Here is a 23,244-nt window from a genome sequence, read left to right on the forward strand (position 1 = left end):
CTGTGTTCTCATCTGGTGTTCTCGACGCGGAAGGCTGTGGCTCGTGGGGTGGGTGTCGGCGGGTGACGGGTATCAAGTCGCCCTTGTGGAGGGGCGGGTGGCGGCGCGTGCCACCTCGGGCCGGTCGGCGGGACGGCAGCTCAAATCGCTCCCGCGCGCGCTGAAGGACCACCCGGAGGTGGACCGGCTGCGGCGCTTCGCCGAGTGGCTGGACCGGCATGCCACGGCATGTGTGGCACAGGTCGACGCGTGGATGGTGTCGTCGCTGCCCGTGCCCACGGGGCTGCTGGCCCGGGTGTGGCCGGACGAGGCCTGGCAGTCCGCGCTGCGCGATCTGGTGGTGGTCGGCGACGACCCCGACGACGTGGGCTTCCTGCGTGGCGCCACCGACGCCGGCGAACTGATGCTGGTGGACCTGGACGGCGAGACGGTCCGGATATCCCCGCGCACGGTGACGCTGCCGCACCCCGTGCTCCTCCCGGACCTCGACGATCTGCGCGACTTCGCGGCCGAACTCGGCATCGTCCAGCGCGTCGAGCAGATCCACCGGGCCACCTGGCGGAAGCCCGAGGACCTTCGCGCCAAGGCAACCGAGGTGAGGGACTTCGCCGGGGGCTCGTTCAGCTCCCGCTTCGCGCTGGCCGCACGGGCCAGTTCGCTCGGCTACCGCGTGTCCGGGGGTTACGCGACCGCCCGGGTGCGGGACGGCGGGCGCAGCCTCGAATCCTCGGTGTGGATCGGGGAGCCGTACTGGGACAGCGAGGTCGAGACCGGGGCGCTCACGTGGCGGGACCAGGACGGCCGCGCCCTGCCGCTCGGCGAGGTGGGACCGGTCGCCTGGTCGGAGGGGATGCGCATGGCCGCGGCGCTGTACGCGGGCCGTGTCATCGAGGAGGGCAAGAACGCATGAGCGGGGGGACGCAGGTGTCGTACGAGGAACTGCTGGCGGCGGGCGCGGTGCTGCCGCCCGGTACGGAGGGGGCCGGCGACCTGGGGGTGCCGCTGACGGCGCGGACGTACCGTCACCCGGGCCTGGACGACCGGGTGGTGGTCCGGCTGGTGGCGGGCGAACTGGGGGCCGCGGAGGACCTGGCCGCCGGATTCCTCGGTCTGGAGCAGGACGCCGAACCCGTCGTCGTCGGGTTCGGACCGCGCCAGTCGCTGGGCTTTCCCGAATGGGTGCTGGTGCACCACCCGAAGGACGGCCACCACGCGCTGCGCGTGGTTCCGGACCTGGAGCGGGCCGGGCGCCAGGCCAAGTCCCGCCCGAAGGCGGCCCTCGACTCCTTCGTGGAACTCGGGGAGCGGCTGGCGGCCTCGGTGCCGCACTTCCTGCCGACGTTCTACGAACAGGCCGGACGTGTGTTCCTCGCGGAGGAGAACGCGACCTACGCGGCCCAGCTCTTCACCCGGGCCCGCAAGGCCGAGGCGGAGCACGGTCTGGCGGTGCAGGAGGATCGGCTGGACGCCGTGTTCCTGGAGTTCGCGCTCGCCGGGGCCCTCCCGGTCAAGGTGCTGTCGGCGTACGCCAGGGAGCTGGCGGCGCGCGTGCCGGCCGAGGACGCGCTGCGGCGCTTCACCCGACTGTGCCTGCGCCGTACGGCGGGCGGGCTGCCGCCGTCGGCCCAGATGGCGAACGACCTGCGCAAGCTGGCCCGCGCGGCCGGCCGGGACGCGAACCTCGCCGAGCAGGAGTACGTCTCCGAGCTCCTCACGCTGCCGGCGACCCTGCGCGCGGCGGCCGGCTGGTGGAAGGGACACCGCACGGCGCTGGTCGCCCTGGCCGCGCGCGAGCCGCGCGTGCGGGGCGTCCTGCTGGATCTGATGCCCGCCGCTCACGACAGCGACATGCCCGCGATGTGGCTGGAGCTGCTGGAGGCCTCCGGCGCCACCGCCGGACTGTGGGACGCCTCCCTGCCCGATGAGCAGCGGCCGCAGGACGGTGCCGCGGGCTGGCTGGAGCGGTTCCTGAACTACCGCCAGCGGGCCCGGTCCTGGCGTGACCCCAGTCGCATGGCCGAGCTGTATCCGCTGGTGGAACGGACGGCGGACCGGCTGCGGACCGAACTCGCCGCCTCCGGTGCCGCGTTGCGGGTCGTCCACGATCTGGATCTGATCGATCTGCTGCTGTCGCTGGACGTTCCGGTGGCCGCTCCGCGAAAGGGCGACGCACTGCTGCTGACGCAGTGGGCCCTCGGAGAGGGGCGTCGCGACCTGGTGTCGATGGCCGCCGACAGCCGCTTCCATGGCGCCTTCCGGCGCGGCGCGGACCGGTTCGGCAACGACGACCAGTCGCTGCGGGCCATCGCCCTCCTCGCGTCCTCCCCCGGTGGCAGTCCGCTGCTCGCGGACTGGGTGCGTACGGTCGTACGGCGCTTCACCGCGGTCGGCCTTCCTCAACTGCCCGATGCGCTGGCCCGGTTGAAGTGGCTGCCCGCCGAGGCGCTGGCTCTGGCCGAGGACGAGGTGCGGGCCGCCGCCGGCACCGACCTCGCACCGGTGCTGGCGCGCACCCTGCGCGCGGGGCTCTTCGACGAACTCGGCTGGCCCGCCTGGGAGGACGCGGTCGCTTCTCTGGTCCCCAAGGCCGACGTCGAGGACGTGGTCGTCGCCGACGCCTGGCCGCACCTGATCGTGGCCGGGGCCGCGCAGGCGCGGGTGATCGGGGCCGAGGGCACGCTGCTCACCCACGACCTGCGGGTCCCGGCGAACGGCAACTGGGGCGATCCGGGCTTCCACCACGTGGACGGTGAGCTTCTCGTCTACTGGAACGACCGCAACGACGGCCTGCGCGGCTACTGGCATCCCCGCCCCGACCGCCCGGTGTCCCTGGAAGGCGCACGGAACACCCGCGGCACCCGGATGGACTGGTACCAGGGCCACGGACCGATCACCCTGCCGTTGCCCGGCGGCGGCCGCACGACCGGCGGCGGGGTCCTGCACGCCGGGGACACCACCCTGCCCGAGGAACGGCAACTGCTCTGCGACGGCGTCTCGTACTGGGTGTGGTGCTCGGACGGCGGCACGCACGACTGGCACGAGTACGACCCGGCGACGGGTGAACACGGGCGCGCGAGCAGGCCCGCCTTCTTCACCGACGCCCTCCGGGACGCCCCCGAGGGCAGCACGTTCGGCGGGGGCCGGCTGAGCCCGTCACCGACCGCCGGCGCCACGCCCGCCTCCGCGCCTGTGGACGGTCTGGTCGGCCTGCGCATGGTCAAGCTGCCCGACGGCTCCGTGCGCGCCCAGGATCTGGCCGGACACACCGTCACCCTGCCCGCGGACGTCGGCGGCCGGCCCTCGACGCTGGTGGTCTTCCCCGGCGCGGAGGAGGCGCGGGCGATCGTCCGCGAGAGCTGGAGCCTCGCCGTCGTGGACGCGGACGGCGTCGTCACCTCCGTGGCCAAGACCGACCGCGCGCCCGGAGCCTTCGGCGAGGGCTCGCTGCTGCTGCCGCCGGTGCAGTACTGGGAGTGTCTGACAGCCCGCGATCCCGAGGGCTCCGCGGCCCTGCGCCACATCGACCGCGACACGGCGGCGGCCCTGCTGTCCGCCGCGGGAGACGACGACAAGGACGTCCTCCTCCAAGCGATCCGTTCCCATCTCCCGGTCACCCACGACGCGCTGGTCGCGGGGATCGCCGGTGTCGTCCGGCACGCGGGCGGTCAGCAGGCCGTCCTGGACGCGGTGGCGGCCCGGCTCACCCGCGCCCTCGACGGCGGCCCGCAGGAGGAGGGCCCGGCCGGACCGCCGGACACCGTTCTCCTCAACGCCACGAACGGCCTGTGCGGAACGACCCGTTCCTGGTGGAACCGGGACGACGAGGCCGACACCGTCTTCCGCGCCCTTCGCGAGATGAGGCGGGCGGCCGGGCTCTCCGCCGCTCCTGCCGCCGAGGGACCGGCGGCGCTCCTCCACCTCGACGGACGGCGGATTCCCGTCGGCCAGCCACATCTGGAGACGCTGCTCGACCGCATGCCCGCCCTGGCCTTCCGGACAGCGGCCGGCACCACCCCCGACGACCACCGTGCGGCGCTGCTGGCGCTGCTCGCCGAGTTCGACGCCCTGGACCTGGCGTCGGCCGCCGAGTCCTCGCACTGGCGCGCGGTGGAACTGCACCTGGGAGCGGGCGTGCTGCGCACCCCGTCGGGCGAGTGGCGCGAAGGCGCCTGGAACGGGGTGCTGCCGCTCGGCGGCGGTTCCTTCGTCGCCGTGGTGGGACGCGTGTCCCAGGGCGAGGACGGCTGCGTCTTCACCGGCTTCTTCCACGATCCGGCCGGACGCTTCGAGACCCCGGAGCCCTACGAGCTGCGGACATCGGCCCCGCTGGGCGGGGACGCGCACCCGGGCCGCCTCGGCACGTTCCTCGCGGAGCTGTCCGCACGCGGCCCGGCTCCCTGGTTCCCGCAGGCGGCCGAGGAGTTCGCGCGGCTGACGGGCGTCACCGACACCATGGCCCGGCTGATCGTGGCCGGTCTGCCCCAGGTCGACGTCTACGAACGGTCGTTCCTGACCTCGCAGGCATGCGCGGCCATCGGGGTGAAGGCCGCCGCGGCGGCCGTCGCCAAGGAGGAGCTGCACCACGTGGATCCGGCGATCCGTGCCGCGGTCGTGGCCGCGCTGCTGCCCGCCGAGCCCGCCCGCCTGTGGACCGAGGGTCCGGACTGGGCCGCCGCCGCCGAGGTCTGGAACCGCAAGGTGGGCCGACGGGCCGCCGTCCCCGAGGAGTTGCTCAGCGACGCGATCCGCGCCTTCAAGCACGGGCAGTGGAACGTCCGCCAGGCGCTGCCCGCACTGCTGGACCCGGCCGGTGAGCCCCGGCTCACCCGTGACCTGGAGTGGGCGGTCGACGGTGACCGGGTCAAGTGCGTCGACAAGGACGGGGCCGGATTCGGCGGGCCGGTCCTGATGGGCTTCGTCGGGCTCGCCGCCTGGCTCGCCCACCGGCTGCCCGCGGGCGATCCGATCCGTGCCGCGCTGCCCGCCTCGCTCGACGCCGTCCGCACCCGGCTGTCCCACCCCGGGCTGATGCTCGACCTCAACCAGTACGTCAGCATCACCGCCTTCCGGAAGACGGCGGGCGCTCCGACCGAGGTCGGCAAGGGGTACGAGCGCTACGGTGCCGTCGTCCTGGCCACGCACGACGACCAGCCCTCCCCCGCCCTGCGGGTCTCGCTGCTCGACGAGGCGGGCCAGGACCCGTACCTGCCCGCGCTGCGTGTCGACGGCCAGCGTCCCTACCAGGTGGAGGTGGCCCTGCGTCTGGCCCGTTCCGCCCGCTTCGAGGCGCTGCTCGCCGATCCGGGCGACCCGCAGGCGGGCGAGCGGGCCGAGGACGGCACCTGGTGGCCGCAGGACCCGACCCGATCGGTTCCGGATCTGGTGACGGAGGCCGCCAAGGAGTACGGCCTCGGTGAGGACGCCGCCGCGCTCTACCTCATGCTGCTCGCCATGCCCGACCCGACGGACCGGATGACGGCCCGCTGGACGGGATGGAAGCCGGCCCGTCTCAAGGCGGCCCGTGCCGAACTGGCCGCCGGCGAACTGGTGGTGGAGGCCAGCCGCACCAGGGCCGGGCGTTCGCTGTTCCTGCCCGGCGGCTGGGTGGTGCCGAAGGCTCCGCGCGTTCCGCTGGAGCAGTGGAAGCGGCCGTTCTACGACGACCTGCTGTGGAACGAGGAAGCCCTGCTCGCCGTGATCGTGCCGACCGAACCGGTCGCGGACCTGTACCGAAGGGTCTGGCAGCAGGTCCTGGACGGCGGCGGGCCCCGGTTCGAGGAGTTCGCGATGCGGCCCGGCCGCCGCCGCTGACACACCGCCGGGGCCCTGGCCCCTCCGGCATGGGCCCCGGCACCTTCCGCCACTCACGACTCACCCAGGTATCGAACAAGCAGGCCTCCTTCCGCACCTCACGACACACCCGGCCCCTGAACGTCCCCGTCACTTCCGCAACTCACCGCGCACATACCCATCGAACAAGGAACGCGCATGACCCCGACCGACACGGCGACCGCCCTTCCGGCCCGGCAGACCCTGCCCGCCGAGGAACGCCACGCCACCGAACTCGCCTTCCTCGCCGCCCATGACACGGGCCCCCGCCCGCCCGGCTGGCGGCTGACACCGCGCGCTGTCATCACCTTCGTGTGCGGCAGCGGCGGCGAGCCCCTCGCCCTGGCCGAGCGCCACGACACGCTGCCTGACAAGCTCGTCATCGCACCCAAGTTCGTCGGCGAACGGGCCCTGGTGGAGCGGTGTGTCGTCACCCTCGCCGGAGAACGCGGCCTCCTGCTGGTCGGTGAGCCGGGCACGGCCAAGTCCATGCTCTCCGAGCTGCTGTCCGCCGCCGTCTCCGGCACCAGCGCGCTGACCGTCCAGGGCACGGCGGGCACTACCGAGGACGCCCTGCGCTACGGGTGGAACTACGCGCTGCTGCTCGCCCAGGGGCCGACGCCGACGGCACTGGTCGACTCGCCGGTACTGGCCGCCATGCGCGCCGGGCGGGTGGCCCGCGTCGAGGAGATCACCCGCTGTCTGCCCGAGGTGCAGGACGCGCTGGTGTCGATCCTGTCCGACCGGCGGATGAGCGTGCCCGAACTGGCCGGCACCGACGACGCCCAGGTCGCGGCCGCCCCCGGATTCACCGTGATCGCCACCGCCAACCTGCGCGACCGCGGTGTCTCGGAGATGTCCGCCGCGCTCAAGCGCCGCTTCAACTTCGAGACCGTGCACCCGATCGCCGACGTCGACGCCGAGACCGCGCTCGTGCGCCGGCAGGCCGTCGCGGCCGTCGAGCGGGCGGGCGCCGCCTTCGGTGTCGACGACGCGGTCCTGGACGTGCTGGTCACCGTGTTCCGCGACCTCCGGGCCGGCCGGTCGGCGGAGGGCTGGGACGTGGAGCGGCCCGGCACGGTCATGTCGACGGCCGAGGCGGTTCAGGTCGCGGTCTCCCTCGGAGTGGCCGCCGCGTACCTTCCCGGCGCCGACTCCCTCGACCTGGTCCCCGGTCATCTGCTGGGCGTCGTCCGCAAGGACGACCCCGCCGACCACGCGCGTCTGCTCGGCTACTGGGACGGTCCGGTGCGCCGCCGCGCCGAGGACGGCTCCGCGGTGTGGCGCAGGCTCTGGGACCTGCGGGAGAACCTCCGGTGACGTACACCCAGGACCCACGGGCGGCCGTCGCCGCCCTCGCCGGCTCCGTGGCGCCGTACCTCCTGGGGGTACGGCACCACAGCCCGGCGCTTGCCGCGGCAGTGCCCGCCCTGCTCGACGCGTGCGGGGCCGAGGTCGTGTGCGTGGAGCTGCCGGCCGACTTCCAGTCGTGGCTGGCGCATCTGGCCGCGCCGGGCACCCTCGCGCCGGTCGCGCTCGCCGGGGCCGATGCGAACGGCCGGCTCGGCTTCTACCCGTTCGCCGACTTCTCCCCGGAGCTGGCCGCGGTCCGCTGGGCACGGGACCGCGGAGCGGACGTCGTGTGCTGTGATCTGCCGATGTCCGATCCCCGGTGGAACGCGGACGGCCCCTTCCCGTCGGGTGACACGCGGTCCGCGGTGGCCGAGGAGGTCCCCGTCACCCCACCCGTCTCCTTCGGGAACGCGCTCGCCGCGTCCGGGACCGGCCGTGACGGTGACGATCTGTGGGACCGCTGCGTGGAGGTCCTCGCCCCGGGATCCACGCCCGAGGCGATCCGCCGGGCCGCGCTCGGCGTCGGCTGGGCGCTGCGCAGCGACGCCGAGGCCTCGGGCGGCGCCCCGGCGCTGGACCTGGCCCGTGAGGCGCACATGCGCGAGTCGATCGCCCGCGCGGCGGCTGACGGGCGCCGGGTCGCCGCCGTCGTGGGTGCGTTCCACGCCCCGGCACTGGCGGAGACCGCGCCGGCGGCGGACATGGGTCCGGGCCTCGATCCGGTATCGGGTTCAAGCTCAAGCTCAGGTTCAACCTCGGGCTCAGGTTCAACCTCAGGCTCAGGTTCAGGTTCAGGTGTCGCCGACGCGGTCTCGCCGCAGGCCGCCCGCGGCGTCCGTACCGAGAGCCCCGACGTCGTCACCTCTCTCGTCCCGTACGCCTTCGATCTGCTGGACTCTCGCTCCGGTTATCCGGCGGGCATCCGGGACCCTCGCTGGCAGCAGGCCGTGTTCCGGGCCGGAGGCGACCCCGAGCGGGTGCGGGAGGCGGCCGCGCGAGCGGTCACCGACGTGTGCCGGGAACTGCGTGCGGCCGGACACCCGGCCGGCACGGGCGAGGCCGCCGAGACCCTGCGCATGGCGGACGACCTCGCGCGCGTCCGCGGACTCGCGGCACCGGGGCGGGGCGAGGTTCTCGAAGCCCTGACGAGCGTGATGGGCCAAGGCGAACCGCTGGGCCGCGGCCGGGCCCTCGCAAGGGCGCTCGAAGTGGTCCTGGTCGGCACCGAGAGAGGCCGCGTCGCCCCGGGCACACCCCGCTCCGGCCTCGGCCCCCGCGTGGAGGCCGAGGTCGCCGCGCTCCGGATGCCCGGCCCCGACGACCCCACGGCGCGCGAGCTGCGGCTCGACCCGCTCCGCTCCGCACTCGACGGCCGCCGCGAAGTCCTCCTCCAGCGCCTCGCCGTGTGCGGCGCGGGCTACGGCGAGACCGTGGCGGTGGCCGGTACGGGCGACGCGTCCGCCCTCACCACCCGCTGGCGGGTGTCATGGACGCCGGCCGTCCCCGTACGGCTGGACCTGGCCGGGATGCGGGGTGTGACCCCGGCCCTGGCCGCCGAGGGCACCCTGCGGGAGACCTACCGCAGGGAGTCCGCCGACGGCGGGCCGACCTGTGCCCATGTCCTCGCGGCACTCGGCGCCGCCGCCCGCTGCGATCTGCCCGCGCTGGTGTCGGAGCGGCTCGCCGATGCCGCCGAACTGTTCCCCACCGCGGCCACACTTCCCGAACTCCTCGCCGCGCTCGACCTGTTGGAGGCTCTGTGCCGCGGCCATCTGCCCGGCACCGGACCGGACACCCGGCAGGCCGCCGCCGAACTGGCCACCGATCTGCTGGAGTCGGCGGTGCGTACCCTGCCCGGACTGGCGGGAAGCGACCGTCCGGAGGACACGGCCGCGCTGATCGAACTGGCCTCGCGGGCCGGTGAACAGCGCCTCGGACTGCGGATGGACGACGCACTCGCCACCCTCGCCCGCACCGGCTCCCCGCTCGTCCAAGGAGCCGCGCTGGCCGCCCGGGTACTGCTCGACCTCGACGACGCCACCGTGCTCGGCGCGCGGACCGCGGGCTGGATCGACACGGCCACGGGTCCGGAGGCACGGCACGCGCTGGGCCGCCGTCTCGGCGGGCTGCTCAGCGGCGCGGCCGCCCTGCTCCAGTCGGCGCCGACGGCGCTCGACCCGCTGCTCGACCGCGTCGACACGCTCGGCGACCAGGACTTCCTGGACCGGCTGCCCGCCCTGCGCGGAGGCTTCGACACGCTCACCCCCGCCGGGCGCGACCGTCTCCTGCACACCGTGACCGAGCGGCTCGGTGACCGGCTCGACCTGTCGCTCACCGCCTCACCACGCCTCCTGGCGCTGTGGACGGCCGCGGACGCGGCGGGGCTTGCTGCCCTCCGTGCGCTGGGCCTGCCCGCCGACACGAGCCTCGCTGCAGCGGGCGCCTCCGGGATCCGCGCGGTCCCTGGCCGGCCCGAGGCCGAGCCCCCCGCGTCCGCACCCACCGCACCACCGCACCCCGCGACCGCCGCGGCCCCCACAACACCGTCCGCCCCTGTCCGGATCACGCCCGCCGACCGCTGGCGGCTGCTTCTCGGCCGAGAGACCGACAAGCTCCCGCAGGGCGCCCGCCGCTACGCGCACGCGCTCGACGAGTTGTACGGGACCGGCCGCGGCGAGGGCTCCTGCGACCTCGGCAGGGAAGGCGGTTCCTCCGGCCAGGGCGGCGGTCGGGAGGCGTCCTTCCCGACGGCCCGCGAGTGGGCCGAGGAACTGGAAGCGCTGTTCGGGGCGCAGGTCCGGGAAGAGGTGCTGGCCCGCGCCGCCGACCAGGGCCGCAGTGACGTACTGGCCGAACTCGACCCCGCCTCGGTCCGCCCCTCGGTCGACCTGCTGACCTCGGTGCTGTCCCTCGCCGGCGGAATGCCCGAGAAACAACTGGCCCGTCTGCGCCCGCTCGTACGCCGTCTGGTCGACGAACTGGCCAAGGAGCTCGCGACCCGGATGCGTCCGGCGCTCACCGGGCTCGCCACACCTCGCCCCACCAGGCGACCCGGTGGCCGGCTCGACCTGCCGCGCACCCTTCGGGCCAACCTCGCCCACACCCACCGCACGGCCGACGGACGAACCGTGGTGGTGCCCGAGCGGCCCGTGTTCAGCACCCGCTCGCGCAAGGAGGCGGACTGGCGCCTGGTCCTCGTGGTCGACGTCTCCGGGTCGATGGAGGCCTCCGTCATCTGGTCGGCCCTGACGGCGGCCGTGCTGGGTGGCGTGCCCACCCTGTCCACGCACTTCCTCGCGTTCTCGACGGACGTGATCGACCTGACCGACCGGGTCGACGACCCGCTGTCGCTGCTCCTGGAAGTACGGGTCGGCGGCGGCACCCACATAGCGGCCGGGCTCCGCCACGCCCGCTCCCTGGTCACGGTGCCCAGCCGGACCCTCGTGGCCGTGGTGAGCGACTTCGAGGAGGGGTACCCGCTGGGCGGACTCCTCGGCGAGGTACAGGCTCTGGCGAGCTCCGGGGTGCACCTGATGGGATGCGCCGCTCTGGACGACACCGGCACCCCGCGCTACTCGGTGCCCGTCGCGCAGCAACTCGTCGCGGCCGGCATGCCCGTCGCCGCGCTCAGTCCCCTCGCCCTCGCCCGCTGGGTGGGCGACCGTCTCCGCGGAGAAGCCCGTTGAACCCCGAACTGCCCCCGGTGGCGCCCGATGTGGTCGCCTCCGCCGTGGAGGGCCTGACCAGCAGGCTGCGCAAGAAGCTGGACGCCACGATCGCGTCGTACGCGGCGCTGCCGGTCGTCGCCGACGGCGCGGTCCGGCGTGTCCGGTGCGGTGAGGACGCGGAGGTCGCTCTCACTCCGGGCGCGTCCGGCTCCGTCACGGAAGCGGGCCAGGTGGTGTGCAGTTGCCTGCTCGCACCCCGGTGCCTGCACCGGGCCGCCGTTCTCGGCGCCTGCCCGCTGGCCGACCCGGAAGCCGAAGCGGAGACCGTGCGTGATTCCGGGACGGTCGCCGAAGCGGAGACCGCCGGTGACTCCGGGACGGTCGCCGCGGGCCCCGACGCAGAGCCCCTCCCGGGTCCCGGAGCCTCTCCGACCACCGATCCCGGTGGATCGCGCACCGCTGATCCCGCCGCGTCGCCCACCGGCGTCTCCGCTGCGGTGCCCACCGCCGAGGCTGTCACCGAGGCCGGGGAGGTGGTCTCCCTCACCGAGGCGCAGCGGGCCGCCGCGTCCGAACTGTGGAGGGCGGCCGCGGCGTTGCTCGGCGCCGGGCTGCCCGCCGCGGGCGCGGTCCCCCAGGCCGAGTTGCTGAGGGCCGCGCACACGGCCCGGCTCGCCGGACTGCACCGTGCCGAGGCGGCCGCGCTGCGGGTCGTACGAGGTCTGCGTGGCGCGCGGGCACGCCAGGACGGCCACCGGCTGGCCGACCTCGTCGCGCAGGTGCGGGAACTGCTCCTCACCACGGCCCTGTTGGGCGCGCAGGCCCCGGGGCCCGCACTGATCGGCACCGCCCGCCGCGCCTACCGGCCGGGCGGCAGCCTGCGGGTCCAGGGGGTCTGCAGTGAGCCGGTCATCGCCGCCACCGGCTACGGCGGCGTCGTCACCCATGTCGTCTCCGAGGACGGCCGCTGGTATTCGGTCGCCGACGTCAAGCCCGGCGGTCCCGCTCGCGCCCAGGGCGCGGCCACCGCGACCGTGGCGCTCGGTTCGGGAAACCTCGATCACGCCCAGCTCTCCCGCGGCGGGCTCCTGATCTCCGGCGCCACGGTGTCCCAGGACGGCCGCCTCGGCTCCGGCAAGGGGGTGCGGGCGACTCCGCTCCCGGGTGGGTCGTGGACCTCGGGTCCGCTCGCCGCGCTGTTCGAGCGTCCGCTCGCCGAGTCCGTCGCCGAGCGGCTCGGCGCGGCGCCGGACGCCGACCCGGAGCACACCGAGCAGGCGGCCCGGGAGCTGGTCGGCTGTGATCTGGTCCTCGTCGGGGCGGTCGGGGATCACTTGATCGCCCGGGAGCTGCCCGCCGGACGGCCGGACACGGAGGGCATCCTGATGCAGCTGGCCCCGGCCGCCGACCACCCGGCGCTCACCCACACGACCAACTTCCGCCGGCTCGCCTCCCGGCCGGGGCTGCGGTTGCGGGTCGTCGGCCGTCTGGACCCGGACCGCGCCGCCACGCTCCGCCCGCTGGCCGTCGCCCCGCTGCCGGGAACCGAGGCGACCCTCCGGCTGCCCGCGGAGTGGCAGGGTCACGCCGACCTGGGCTACAACCGGCTGGAGGGCTCCCATTTCCCGCCACCGGATGTCGTAAGCACCGCCTCCGTGACCGCTGCGGACGGATGGAGCGACGTCGCGCCGGATCCGCTGGCCCAGGCACCGCTGTGGCGACTGCGGCGACTGGTCGAGGTGGCCGTGTCGGGCGGCCGCAGGGCCGTCGCGGAACCCGCGCGTGACGGCGATCTGAGCGGGGACGGGGCGGCTTTGCGGCGCGGTGGTTTCCTGACGGCCGCGGACCTGGCGACCGGCCTAACGGCGGAGGCCGACCGGCGCACCCGTGACGTCTTCGGCCGCACCGGCGGAGCCGATCCGGACCGCTACGCACGGGCCTGGCTCGCCGCGGCCGTCTATCTGGCGGGCGTCGAACGGGCTTTGGTCGAGGCCACCTGGCAGCCGTCGGCCGCCGGGTCCTGATCAGCCGTTCTGCCGTGGCAGGCGCACCACCTGGACGAAGAAGTCGTCGATCTGGCGGACGGCCGCGATGAACTGGTCCAGGTCGACGGGCTTGGTGACGTAGGCGTTGGCGTGCAGTTTGTAGCTGCGCAGGATGTCCTCCTCCGCGGCCGAGGTGGTGAGGACGACGACCGGGATGTGGGACAGAGCCGGGTCCGACTTGATCTTCTCAAGGACCTGACGGCCGTCGTACTTGGGCAGGTTGAGGTCGAGGAGGATCAGGTCGGGCCGGGGTGCGTCGGCGTGGGCGGCGCGCCGGTAGAGGAAGTCGAGTGCCTCCTCGCCGTCGCGCACCACGTGCAGGTTGTTGCCGATCTTGTTGTCCTCGAACGCCTCCCGGGTCATGAGCTCGTCGCCCGGGTCGTCCTCGACGAGGAGGACGTCGATGGGGGTGCCGGCGGGAGTTGTCATATCAGGGCCTTGTCCTCGGTGCTGTCGTGAAGGGCGTCCGCCGTGTCGGCGGACGGGAGGGTGAAGCAGAAGCGCGTGCCCTCGGTGTGGGTGGTGTCGATCCAGATGCGGCCGCCGTGGTATTCGACGATCTTCTGGCACAGCGCGAGGCCGATGCCTGTTCCGCCGTAGGCATCGCGGGCGTGCAACCGCTGGAAGATCACGAAGACCTTCTCCTCGAACTCGGCGGGGATCCCGATGCCGTTGTCGGTGACGCAGAAACGCCAGGCGTTGGAGTCCTCCGGGTCTCGCGCGCAGGTGATGCGGATGTGCGGGGGTCGGTCGGGGTGGCGGAACTTGACGGCGTTGCCGACCAGGTTCTGCCAGAGCATCGTGGCCAGGGTCGGATCCCCGACGACTTGGGGCAGTTCGTCCGGCCGGTCGACGCGCGCGGCGCTGTCGGTGACTGCACTGTCCAGGTTGGCGAGTGCCTTGCTGAGGGCCTGGTCCAGATCGACCGGGAGGCGGGCGTCGTTGACGCGGCCGACACGGGAGAACGTGAGCAGGTCGTTGATGAGGATCTGCATGCGTTTGGCGCCGTCGACGGCGAAGTCGATGTACTGACGTGCGCGGTCGTCCAGTTGGTCGCCGTAGCGCTTCTCCAGGAGTTGGCAGAACGAGGCGACCTTCCGCAGCGGTTCCTGAAGGTCGTGGGAGGCCACGTAGGCGAACTGTTCGAGTTCGGCGTTGGAGCGGCGCAGCTCCACTGCCTGCGCGTCCAGGTCGGCGGTCTGCCGGGTCAGGATCTCCTGCTGCTCGTGGGACGATCCCAGCTCGGCGACGATGCGCTGCCGCATGTTCTCGACGTCGCCCGCCACGGCGGTGAGGTCGATGGGCCCGCCGCCGGTGATGACGTGGTCGAAGTCGCCCTGTGCCACCCGGCGGGTGGCGATCCGCAGGTCGTCCAGCGGGCGTGTGACGAGGTTGCGGATCAGGACCGTCAGCACCACGCCGGTCAGCAGGAACACCACGACCATCGCGACGAGAACCGCGTCGCGGACCTTCCGTGAGGACGCCAACTGGTCCTGGCCCTCGTCGACCGCCGCCGCCAGTCCGGCGATCTGTTGGGCCGACGCGCCGCGGATACGGTCGAAGGAGTTCTTGCCGCGTTCGGCGGTCGCCGTGTCGATCGTGCGCGGCTCGCCCGGTGTGATGCCGTCGACAAGGGGTTCCGCGTAGGCGCGCCGCCAGTCGGCCGCCCGCTTCTCGACCGTCTCCAGGTCGCCGAGCAGTTCGGGGCGGTCGCCGATGAGGGCGCGCAGCCGGGCGACGGCATGTGCCTCGTCCTTCTGGCCCTGTGTGTAGGGGGCCAGGAACTGGCGGTCCGCCGCGATGGCGTAGCCGCGGATCCCCGTCTCCTGGTTCACCAGGGCTGCCTGCAGCCGGTACGCCTCTGTCTGCGCGGGTTTGACGTCCAGGAGGAGATGGTCGGTGACCGAGGCCGTCCGCTGGAGCAGCCCGGCGCCGACCACGGCGCCCACGATCACCACCAGCGACATGAGCGCCAGGACCAGTCTGATCCAGCCCTGTACCGTCAGCCGGCGTCCGGCCCATCGTGCGCCGGTCATGTTCCGTGTCCCGTCCTCGAAGTCACTGTTCTCATGCTCGCCGTTCTCACGCTCGCCGTTCACCCGCGTCAGCCCCAGCGCAGATAGAGCACGGCGACGTCGTCGGCCAGACCGCCCTGCGTCTCGGCCAGTGCCTCGGCCCGGTCGATGAGCCCGTCGACGAACGCGGCCGGGGGCAGACCGGCCAGCTCACGGGCCATCGCCAGCAGCCCCTTCTCGCCCAGCCGCTCCGTGCCGCGGCCGACGCGCCCCTCGAAGAGACCGTCGGTGAACAGCACCATCGCCGCGCCCTCCGGGAGCGCCACTTCCTCCACGGGCCAGCGTGCCCCGCCCGGGATGATGCCGAGCGCCGGGCCGCCCGGGACCTCCACCCACTCGACCCCGCCGGTCCCGCACAGCAGGACGCCGTGATGACCCGCGCGCATCATCCGGACACTTCGACGGCCGGGGCTGACACTGAGGATGACCAGGGTGGCGAAGACCCCGCTCTTGGCCCGCTCGGCCAGGAGGATCTCCTCGAGCCGGCCCACCTGGTCGGCGCCGGTCACACCGCTGAGCACCAGGGTGCGCCAGGCTATGCGCAGGGCGACCCCGAGGGCGGCCTCGTCCGGACCGTGCCCGGAGACGTCGCCGATCAGGGCGTGCACGGTGCCGTCGGCGCTCTGCACGATGTCGTAGAAGTCGCCGCCCAGCAGCGCGTGCGCGCGGCCGGGGCGGTAGCGGGTCACGACCTCGACGCCGTCCCCGCGCAGCAGCGGGCGGGGCAGCAGTCCGCGTTCCAGACGGGCGTTCTCCTGGGCCTGCATCCGGCTCGCCTGCAACGCCACGGCGTCCCGCTCGGCCTGCTTGCGCTGCATCGCGTAGCGCACCGCGCGTCCGAACAGTTCGGGCTCGACCCGGCCCTTGACCAGGTAGTCCTGTGCGCCGGCGGCCACCGCCGCCAGACCGGTCCCTTCCTCGGCGAGTCCGGTGAGGACCACGACGGCGACGTGTTCGGCGCGCTCGCGCACCCTCGACACCGCTTCCAGGCCCTGCGCGTCCGGGAGGTGCAGGTCGAGCAGCACGCAGTCGGGGACCTCGGACGCGAGCACGTCGCAGGCCTCGGCCATGGAGCGCACCCAGCGCAGGCGCATGCCGAGCGCGCTGTCGGCGACCATCTCCTCCACGAGCAGCGCGTCGCCCGGGTCGTCCTCGATCAGCAGCACCGACGGCTCTTCCGTCCCCCAGGCCGCGGCGCGCTCCAGCTCGGGCGAAGCCACGCCGGCAGCCCTGGGCTGCGACGTCATCATTGAATGAACCCCCACACCCGCCACCACTCCGCCGCTTCATGACGGACAACTCCGCGAGCATACTCACGCTCGCACGAACGTACGTGAGGAGGACTTCACGGTCGGCACACCGCCGCCGGAAATTCGTTGCCCTGCCGGGCGGGAGGGGCTCAGACTCGGCGCATGACCGACATGGGGGCGTTCCGGGAGACAGTCACCGCCTGGGCGGCCGGCGGCCCCGGTGACCTGGCGCACGAGCTGGCCGCCGAGCTGTCCGTGAAGACGGTCGTCCTGCTCGAAGGGCCGAGCGATCTCGCGGCGGTCGAGGCACTCGCCGAGAGCCGCGGTCGGGACCTGGAGGCCGAAGGAGTCTGCGTCCTGGCGATGAACGGCGCCATGAGCGTGGGCCGCTTCGCCCGTGTCCTCGGCCCAGCGGGCCTGGGCCTGCGGCTCACCGGGCTGTGCGACGAGGCGGAACGGGGCTACTACGCCCGGGCCCTGGAACAGAACCCCCTGGAACGGGAACCGAACGCCATGGAAGGCGACGGGTCACGGCGACGCGCGTTCTTCGTCTGCGCGGCCGATCTGGAGGACGAACTGATCCGCGCGCTGGGCGTGCCCCGGGTCGAGGAGTTGATCCAGGCGGAGGGCGATCTACGGGCCCTGCGGACCTTCGTCCGCCAGCCCGCCCAGCACGACCGCTCCCCACACCAGCGGTTGAGGCGCTTCCTCGGCACGAAGAAGGGCCGCAAGATCCACTACGGCCGCGTCCTCGTCGAGGCACTCACCCCCGACCGCGTACCCGCCCCGCTCGACGACTTGCTCGCCGACGTGTGACTGTTCCGGACGGCGCATGGGGATGATGGCCGTCATGGCCTTGTCGACCGCGTTCACGACGTTGTTCGGTGTCGAGCATCCCATCGCTCTTGCTCCCATGGGTGGTTCGGCCGGCGGTGACCTGGCGGCGGCCGTCTCCCGTGGGGGCGGGCTCGGTCTGCTGGGCGCCGGAGGGGGTGATCCGGACTGGCTGGCGCGTGAGCTGCCGATCGTCGCGGGGGCCGGGAGACCGTGGGGTGTCGGATTCCAGACCTGGGCGGCCGGCCCGGGGGCGATCGAGCAGACGCTGGAGTACGGTCCCGCGGCCGTGATGTTCTCCTTCGGCGATCCCGGCCCGTACACCGAACGGGTCCGTGAGGCCGGCGCGGCCGTGATCGTCCAGGTCACCGATCTCGACGAAGCCAGACGGGCATTGGACCTCGGGGCCGACGTCGTCGTGGCGCAGGGTACGGAGAGCGGCGGGCACGGCGGCCGGCACGGGCGGTCCACGCTTCCCTTCGTACCGGTCGTCGTGGACCTGGCCCAGGGTGTACCGGTGCTGGCGGCCGGCGGGATCGCGGACGGCCGGGGGGTCGCGGCCGTCCTGGCTCTGGGCGCCGCCGGGGCGGTCATCGGCACCCGCTTCCAGGCCACGGCCGAGGCCCTCGTCGATCCCTCGACCGCCAAGGCACTCCTCGACGGACGCGGTCAGGACACGGAGAGAAACCGCATCCTGGACATCGCGCGGAACTCCCGATGGCCGTCGAAGTACACGGCCCGCACCCTGGGTCACCCGTACCTCGACCACTGGCGGGACCGGGAGGCGGAGATCGCGGCCGACCCCGGAGCGGCACGCCTGGCCTATCAGGCCGATGTGGCAAGCGGGGACGTTCCCGCGCTGCCAGTCTGGGCGGGCGAGGGCGTCGACCTCGTCACCGACCTGCCGCCCGCGGCCGAGCTTGTCGCCACCCTCGCGTCCGATGCCGGGCAGGCCCTGACCCGAGCCGGACGCGTCACCTGACCGAGACGACGCTTCGGCCAGAGTGTCCGCCACCGCCGCCGCCGGGGCCCCTCCTCCCTCCCCCACGCACCACGCCATGCACGACTTCACGAAAGACGGGAAGTCGTACTGACGGAATGTCACCATTGCCGCGGAAAACCGTTCGGGCCAGCCTCTCCGACCCCCGTCGTCCTCTGACCCCCGTCACCCCCTGACCCTGTCGCCCCCTGCCCTCCGTTGACCTCTGCCCCCGTCGATCCCCGGCACAGTGCCACCGCTCGCCCCCCGCTCGCTCCCCCATCGCCGGAACAGGAGCACGCCCATGCGCCTCTACGCCCAGACCCCAGCGCGCCGGACCCGTCAGGTGATCGCCGACCTGATCGCCGTGGCACTGATCGCGGCCGCGGTGAAATTCGCCCTGGTGGTCCACCACGCGATCATGCTGCTGGCCGAGCCGGGGCGAGAGGCCCAGAGCGCCGGCGACAGCCTCTCCAACGGTCTCGACGACGCCGGCGACGCGGCTTCGAAGGTGCCGCTCGTCGGAGACACCCTGAAGAAGCCGCTCCGGTCCGCCGCCGACGCGGCCACCGGCCTCTCCGACGCCGGGCAGTCGCTGGAGGACCTGGTGGGCCGCGTGGCCCTGCTGGCCGCGATCGCCCTGATCGTGCTCTCGGTGGCCTTCGTCCTGGTGCTGTGGCTTCCGCCGCGCGTGCGCTGGATCCGGCGCAGTGCCACCACCCGCCGTCTCCTGGACGCTCCCGGAGGCGCGGACCTGCTCGCCCTGCGCGCCCTGACCGGACCCCAGCGCGCCCTCACCGCGATCCCCACTCCACCGGGCGGGCTGGCCGATGCCTGGCGACGCGGCGACCAGCGGGTCATCGCGGACCTGTCCATGCTGACACTCAGGCAGGCGGGCTTGCGGTCGTGACGACGGCGATGGCAATGGCTGTGGCTGGCTGACTGGCTGACTGGCTGACTGGCTGACTGGCTGACTGGCTGACTGTGCCGAACGTGAACCTTGAAAATCGGTCGCGCATCCTCGTCGCCCGCGGATAGACAGGGGCGATGACAGGCAACGACTCCAGCGCCCATCCAATTGCCGGTTCCGGACTGGTGGTGACGGTTCCCGAGGCGGAGCCCGCTGTTCGAGCGTGGCGGGACCGGCTGGATCCGTCCGTCCATTCGGGCATGCCGGCCCATGTCACCGTGCTCTTCCCCTTCCTCCCCGAGAGCCGCATCGACGACGACACCTTGGCCGCCATCGCTGACGTCTTCGGGCGTCACAAGCCGTTCGAGGCGCGGTTCGGGCAGTGCGGGCGGTTCCCGGGGATTCTGTATCTCGCCCCGGAGCCGGCCGCGTCGTTCCGCGCGCTCACCGAGGCCGTCGTGGCTCGGTGGCCCGAAACCCCGTCGTTCGGCGGCCGGTTCGCCGAGATCGTGCCGCATCTGACCATCGCCCAGGGCCAGGACGGCACCGAACTGGACGAGGCCGAGGCCGACCTTCAAGACCGGCTCCCCGTCATCACCCGCGTGGCGTCGGTCGATCTCATGGTCCATGACGGATCGCGATGGCGGCAGCGGGCGTCGTTCACGCTGGGGTGATCCGGGGAAAGGGGAGTTCGGCCCCGAGAGAACGCGGAGGGCGCGGCGCGCTCAGTGTGCGAACGGGGGCTCGAAGCAACCCGATTCCGGGTAGGGGCCGTTGGCGGACACCTGGTAGTTGGTCTTCTTTACAAATGCCGTGACACAGGCGTCATCATGGACGCGCAGGCCCACCTGCGCACCCTCGTGCGTGACCTCCCTGCCGTTCTCGAAACGGGGGTCCATCGGCTTGACCAGCAGTGACCCGCCGAGCAAGTTCCCGTTGGAATCGAAGCGTTGCTCCTGGTAGTCGAGCTTGAGCATCGCTGCGCGGACCGACTTGGGGTCCCAAGTCCCGTGCTGCCACAGGCGCTTGAGCACGGGCTCGATGCGCGCGGCCTCCCGCTGGGCGTCCACGGCGCTCGCCGCCGACATCTCGCCCGACATCCGGGAACCGTTGTTCTCCCGGTAGTGCGGGGCTCCGTCGTTGGCTCCCGGTTCCACGTAGGGAGACGCCGCCGAGGGCATCGGAGTGGCTTCCGTGCTCGGGCGGGCGGTGGTCCCGCCGGATGCGCCCGACGTGACCCGCTCCGTTCCGCATGCCCCGAGTGACACGGCCGCCAGGACGACCAGAGCCGCCGCCAGGGCACTCCTTCCACCCCGCAGGGGCCGCCGTCCGCTCGCGTCTAACGCACCCTTGACCACACATGCCTCCCGTACTCTGCGTCCCCGCCCAAGATCGAGCCCAGGCTACGAGCAGCTCCGCCGGCCGTCGTGAGTATCCGTACTCAATTCGCCTCAGGGCACGAGTTGTCCGCATCCTCCTCCTGTAAGTCCGCATCAACCCTGTCAGCCGGAACCTGCTCGGGGTGGGCCGAATTGGGGGTTACGCGGACACCCTTTCGCTGCCGGCCAGCAGGGAGCGCAGCGGTGTTGTGTCCGGTGTGTCGGCCACGGCTGCGTCAAGGGCGTCGTCAAGTCCCTTCTCCCACTGTTCCGGCAGGGTCAGTCCGGGCTGTCCCGACCAGCCTGTGTCGGGAACCGCGTGTCCGTTTCGGACGAGGTGCTGATGGACCATTCCGGCGAGCCCGTCGAAGATCTCGGGCCTGATGAAGTTCCGGGCCGACGGTCCGGTCAGCCGGGCCGCCTGGGGAGGCTTGGGCATGCGGTCGGCGATGTCCATCCACAACAGTCCGCGGTCGAACGCGTCCAGCACCTCGTCGAGGCCGGGCAGATCGGCTTCGTTCGGCTGAGCGGTCGGGCCGCCCTGGCGGACGAGCGCTTCCCCGTCCGCCACCTGGGCGGATGCCTGCGGCGCCCTCGGCTCCTCCGAGGAGCGCAGCGCCCTGTTCACGGCGACGCGCAGCGGCCGGGACCAGCCTTCCGCGTCGACGACAGCGCGGGCCATGACCAGGTCTTCCCAGCTCATACGGGTCAACTGGGCAGCCCCTTCAGGCAGCAGGCGCGCTTCCAGCGCCGCGAACACCAGCTCCGCGTCGCGCAAGAGGGTGAGGGCGACCGGAGCGTCCGCGCCGTCGGTGCGACCGTCCGTGGCCAACTCCTCGATCCGGGCGATTCGTTCGGAGTCCGGAGGGTGCGAGTCGTAGCGGTGCGGCCGCGGAGGACGTGTCCCGGCGGTGAGCACGGCGAGCCGGTCGCCGGGCCGGGCGGCGACAAGCCGGCGGAATCCTCCGCACACCTCACCCACCGGAGCCAGGGCTCCCATCGGGTCGCCCATCCCCGCGTACGCCTTCATGTAGTGGTCGTGGGCGGCGGAAATCACCGGCAGCGCCCGCAGGGTTGCCGTTGTCGCGTCGCGGCCCGCGTGTTCGGCGGCCGTCCGGTCGGCGGCGAACTCCTGGTCCCGGGCGGCGGACTGCGAGGTGCGCAGGAACATGTGGGCGTACGCGACGTACAGTCCGCCGATGGCCCGGTGGAGCGAGGTGCTGCCCTCCTGGAACATCTCGACCGTGTGAAGCACCGACTTCCGGCCACGCATGGCGAGAGCGCCGACGCGGCCGTCGCGATGGCCGTAGTGCCCGAACTCGTGGGCGAGGACGGCGCGCAGCCGAGGCACCGTCAGGCCGGCGAGCAGAGGCAGGCCCAGGAAAATTCGGCGTCGTCCGGGCAACAGGCCGAGCAGACGGCTCTGTTCGGCCACCCCCGCGTTCGCCTCGTTCACCAGGTACAGCTCGTCCGGCGGCCGTTCCCTGGCCACCTCGGCGGCGGCCCGGACCTCTTCCCACAGCTCGGGCTGGTCACCCGGGCGGACGGCGACGGCGTTGTCCACCGGTCCGAGGCGCCCGGCCCGCAGAAAGGTGAACATGCCCCTGAGGATCACCAGCGCCAGCAGTACGGTGACGGCGATGATCGCGCCCTCGAACCGGGCCGCCTGCGCGGTGAGCATCTGTGTCACCAGAAGCCAGTCCAGCACGGCCATGGCCGTCAGCAGCCCGATGCCCATCAGAAAGAAGCCGGCCAGCAGCAGAACGGCGCGCAGGGCACGCAGACGGAACGTCATCGGAGTCCCCCCACAGAACTCGGCGGCCCGAACGGGCCGACTTGGCTCGCGGATCTTACCCAGTGGCCGAAAAACGCCTTCGGGGGGTGGGCCGCGTCCGTTCGTGTCACAGATGGGCGGGCTGTCTCGTCTCGGGGTTGCAGCCACTGCCGAACACGAGGAGTCCACGATGGAAGCGCGACTGAACTACTTCGCCGACCCGACCGCAGGCAAGGCCCTCAAGCACCTGATGTCGGCCGGGAAGGCGCTGAAGGACTCGGCGTTGCCGGCCGCGACGCAGGAGCTGGTGTCGCTGCGGGTGAGCCAGATCAACGGATGCGCGGTCTGCGTCGACATGCACACCAAGGAGGCCGCGGCAGCCGGTGAGACCTCGGTACGGCTGAACCTGGTCGCGGCCTGGCGGGAGGCCACCGTCTTCACGGAGGCCGAACGCGCCGCACTGGAGCTGGCGGAGGAAGGCACCCGGGTCGCCGACGCCGCCCAAGGGGTCGGTGACGAGGTGTGGGCACGCGCCGTCAAGCACTTCGACGAGGAACAGCTCACGGCCCTGGTCATGCTGGTCTCCTTCATGAACACGGCAAACCGGCTGAACATCATCGCCCGGCGGCCGGCCGGCGACTACGAGCCGGAACAGTTCCACTGAGCGAAATGGAACGCGATGGAGCGAGATCGGCGACCGTGGCAGGGCAGGAGCGAGCGAAAGGGGAACCGGCGTGAACAAGGCCGAGGAGTTCGAGGAGCTGCGAGCGCTGCTGTTCTCGATCGCCTACCGGATCCTGGGCAGCGTGAGCGAGGCCGAGGACGCGGTGCAGGAGACCTGGCTCCGTTTCGACCGCTCCACTACCCTGCCGACCTCGGCGAAGGCCTTTCTGTCGGCCACGGTCACGCGGGTGTCGATCGACGTACTGCGCTCGGCGCGCGTCCGGCGGGAACAGTACGCGGGACCGTGGCTGCCCGAGCCGCTGCTGAGTGATCCGGAGCGCTCGGCGGAACTGGCCGACTCCGTGTCGGTGACTCCTCCCCCTCGTGACGAGGGGGCTTCTCGCTATGCCGGTTGGGCTTCGCGACGGACCAGCCCGGCCCGTAGAACGTTGATCGCGCCCACGGTGTCAGCGTGCGTCTGGTGG

16 protein-coding genes are annotated in these 23,244 nt (G+C 72.8%); 11 read left to right on the top strand and 5 right to left on the bottom strand.

Annotated features, from left to right (window positions below):
* Positions 1 to 43: 43 nt before the first annotated feature.
* From ACWEBX_RS22845 to ACWEBX_RS22865, 5 genes are all read left to right on the top strand, one after another.
* A complete protein-coding gene (locus tag ACWEBX_RS22845; RefSeq protein ID WP_451886667.1) occupies positions 44 to 910 on the top strand; it encodes a DUF4132 domain-containing protein in 867 nt (288 codons plus the stop codon).
* Entirely contained in the window at positions 907 to 5,811 is a 4,905-nt protein-coding gene (locus ACWEBX_RS22850) for a DNA-binding protein (RefSeq protein ID WP_451886668.1), read from the top strand. Before ACWEBX_RS22845 ends, ACWEBX_RS22850 begins: the two co-directional genes overlap by 4 nt.
* Before the next feature lie 177 nt (positions 5,812 to 5,988).
* Positions 5,989 to 7,149, top strand: coding sequence for an ATP-binding protein (locus ACWEBX_RS22855; RefSeq protein ID WP_451886669.1), 1,161 nt, complete (start codon positions 5,989 to 5,991; stop codon positions 7,147 to 7,149).
* Positions 7,146 to 10,868 (top strand): DUF5682 family protein, encoded by a 3,723-nt coding sequence (locus ACWEBX_RS22860; protein WP_451886670.1) that lies wholly within the window; start codon positions 7,146 to 7,148, stop codon positions 10,866 to 10,868. Before ACWEBX_RS22855 ends, ACWEBX_RS22860 begins: the two co-directional genes overlap by 4 nt.
* Positions 10,865 to 12,874 carry a hypothetical protein gene (locus ACWEBX_RS22865; RefSeq protein WP_451886671.1) on the top strand — a complete coding sequence of 670 codons (2,010 nt, stop codon included), beginning with the start codon at positions 10,865 to 10,867 and terminating at the stop codon, positions 12,872 to 12,874. Before ACWEBX_RS22860 ends, ACWEBX_RS22865 begins: the two co-directional genes overlap by 4 nt.
* Here ACWEBX_RS22865 and ACWEBX_RS22870 read toward each other — a convergent pair whose 3' ends face one another.
* From ACWEBX_RS22870 to ACWEBX_RS22880, 3 genes are all read right to left on the bottom strand, one after another.
* Positions 12,875 to 13,324, bottom strand: coding sequence for a response regulator (locus ACWEBX_RS22870; RefSeq protein WP_326790027.1), 450 nt, complete (start codon positions 13,322 to 13,324; stop codon positions 12,875 to 12,877).
* On the bottom strand, positions 13,321 to 14,931 hold the full coding sequence (locus tag ACWEBX_RS22875) for a sensor histidine kinase (protein WP_451886672.1): 1,611 nt from the start codon (positions 14,929 to 14,931) through the stop codon (positions 13,321 to 13,323). Before ACWEBX_RS22875 ends, ACWEBX_RS22870 begins: the two co-directional genes overlap by 4 nt.
* A gap of 68 nt (positions 14,932 to 14,999) precedes the next feature.
* Entirely contained in the window at positions 15,000 to 16,220 is a 1,221-nt protein-coding gene (locus ACWEBX_RS22880; protein ID WP_451886673.1) for a PP2C family protein-serine/threonine phosphatase, read from the bottom strand.
* A 162-nt stretch (positions 16,221 to 16,382) separates the two neighbouring features.
* Here ACWEBX_RS22880 and ACWEBX_RS22885 point away from each other — a divergent pair, with 162 nt between their 5' ends.
* From ACWEBX_RS22885 to ACWEBX_RS22900, 4 genes are all read left to right on the top strand, one after another.
* A complete protein-coding gene (locus ACWEBX_RS22885) occupies positions 16,383 to 17,036 on the top strand; it encodes a TOPRIM nucleotidyl transferase/hydrolase domain-containing protein (RefSeq protein WP_451886674.1) in 654 nt (217 codons plus the stop codon).
* A 34-nt stretch (positions 17,037 to 17,070) separates the two neighbouring features.
* A complete protein-coding gene (locus ACWEBX_RS22890; protein WP_451886675.1) occupies positions 17,071 to 18,036 on the top strand; it encodes an NAD(P)H-dependent flavin oxidoreductase in 966 nt (321 codons plus the stop codon).
* Positions 18,037 to 18,337: 301 nt separating this feature from the next.
* Positions 18,338 to 18,943 carry a hypothetical protein gene (locus ACWEBX_RS22895; protein ID WP_451886676.1) on the top strand — a complete coding sequence of 202 codons (606 nt, stop codon included), beginning with the start codon at positions 18,338 to 18,340 and terminating at the stop codon, positions 18,941 to 18,943.
* Between the two features lie 137 nt (positions 18,944 to 19,080).
* Positions 19,081 to 19,617, top strand: a complete 537-nt coding sequence (locus ACWEBX_RS22900) for a 2'-5' RNA ligase family protein (protein WP_451886677.1) — start codon at positions 19,081 to 19,083, stop codon at positions 19,615 to 19,617.
* 51 nt (positions 19,618 to 19,668) lie between these two features.
* On the opposite strand, the gene ACWEBX_RS22905 is transcribed toward ACWEBX_RS22900, so the two are convergent.
* Positions 19,669 to 20,124, bottom strand: a complete 456-nt coding sequence (locus ACWEBX_RS22905) for a hypothetical protein (protein ID WP_451886678.1) — start codon at positions 20,122 to 20,124, stop codon at positions 19,669 to 19,671.
* Between the two features lie 358 nt (positions 20,125 to 20,482).
* The gene (locus tag ACWEBX_RS22910; RefSeq protein WP_451886679.1) at positions 20,483 to 22,117 is read right to left on the bottom strand and encodes a M48 family metalloprotease; all 1,635 of its coding nucleotides are present in this window, start codon (positions 22,115 to 22,117) and stop codon (positions 20,483 to 20,485) included.
* Positions 22,118 to 22,286: 169 nt separating this feature from the next.
* Here ACWEBX_RS22910 and ACWEBX_RS22915 point away from each other — a divergent pair, with 169 nt between their 5' ends.
* Together ACWEBX_RS22915 and ACWEBX_RS22920 are read left to right on the top strand one after the other, a co-directional pair.
* Positions 22,287 to 22,760 (top strand): carboxymuconolactone decarboxylase family protein, encoded by a 474-nt coding sequence (locus ACWEBX_RS22915; protein ID WP_451886680.1) that lies wholly within the window; start codon positions 22,287 to 22,289, stop codon positions 22,758 to 22,760.
* A 70-nt stretch (positions 22,761 to 22,830) separates the two neighbouring features.
* Positions 22,831 to 23,244 (top strand): sigma factor (locus tag ACWEBX_RS22920; RefSeq protein ID WP_451886681.1); only part of this gene is annotated, 414 nt, incomplete at its 3' end.

The sequence above is a fragment of the Streptomyces sp. NPDC005070 genome (assembly GCF_053600395.1).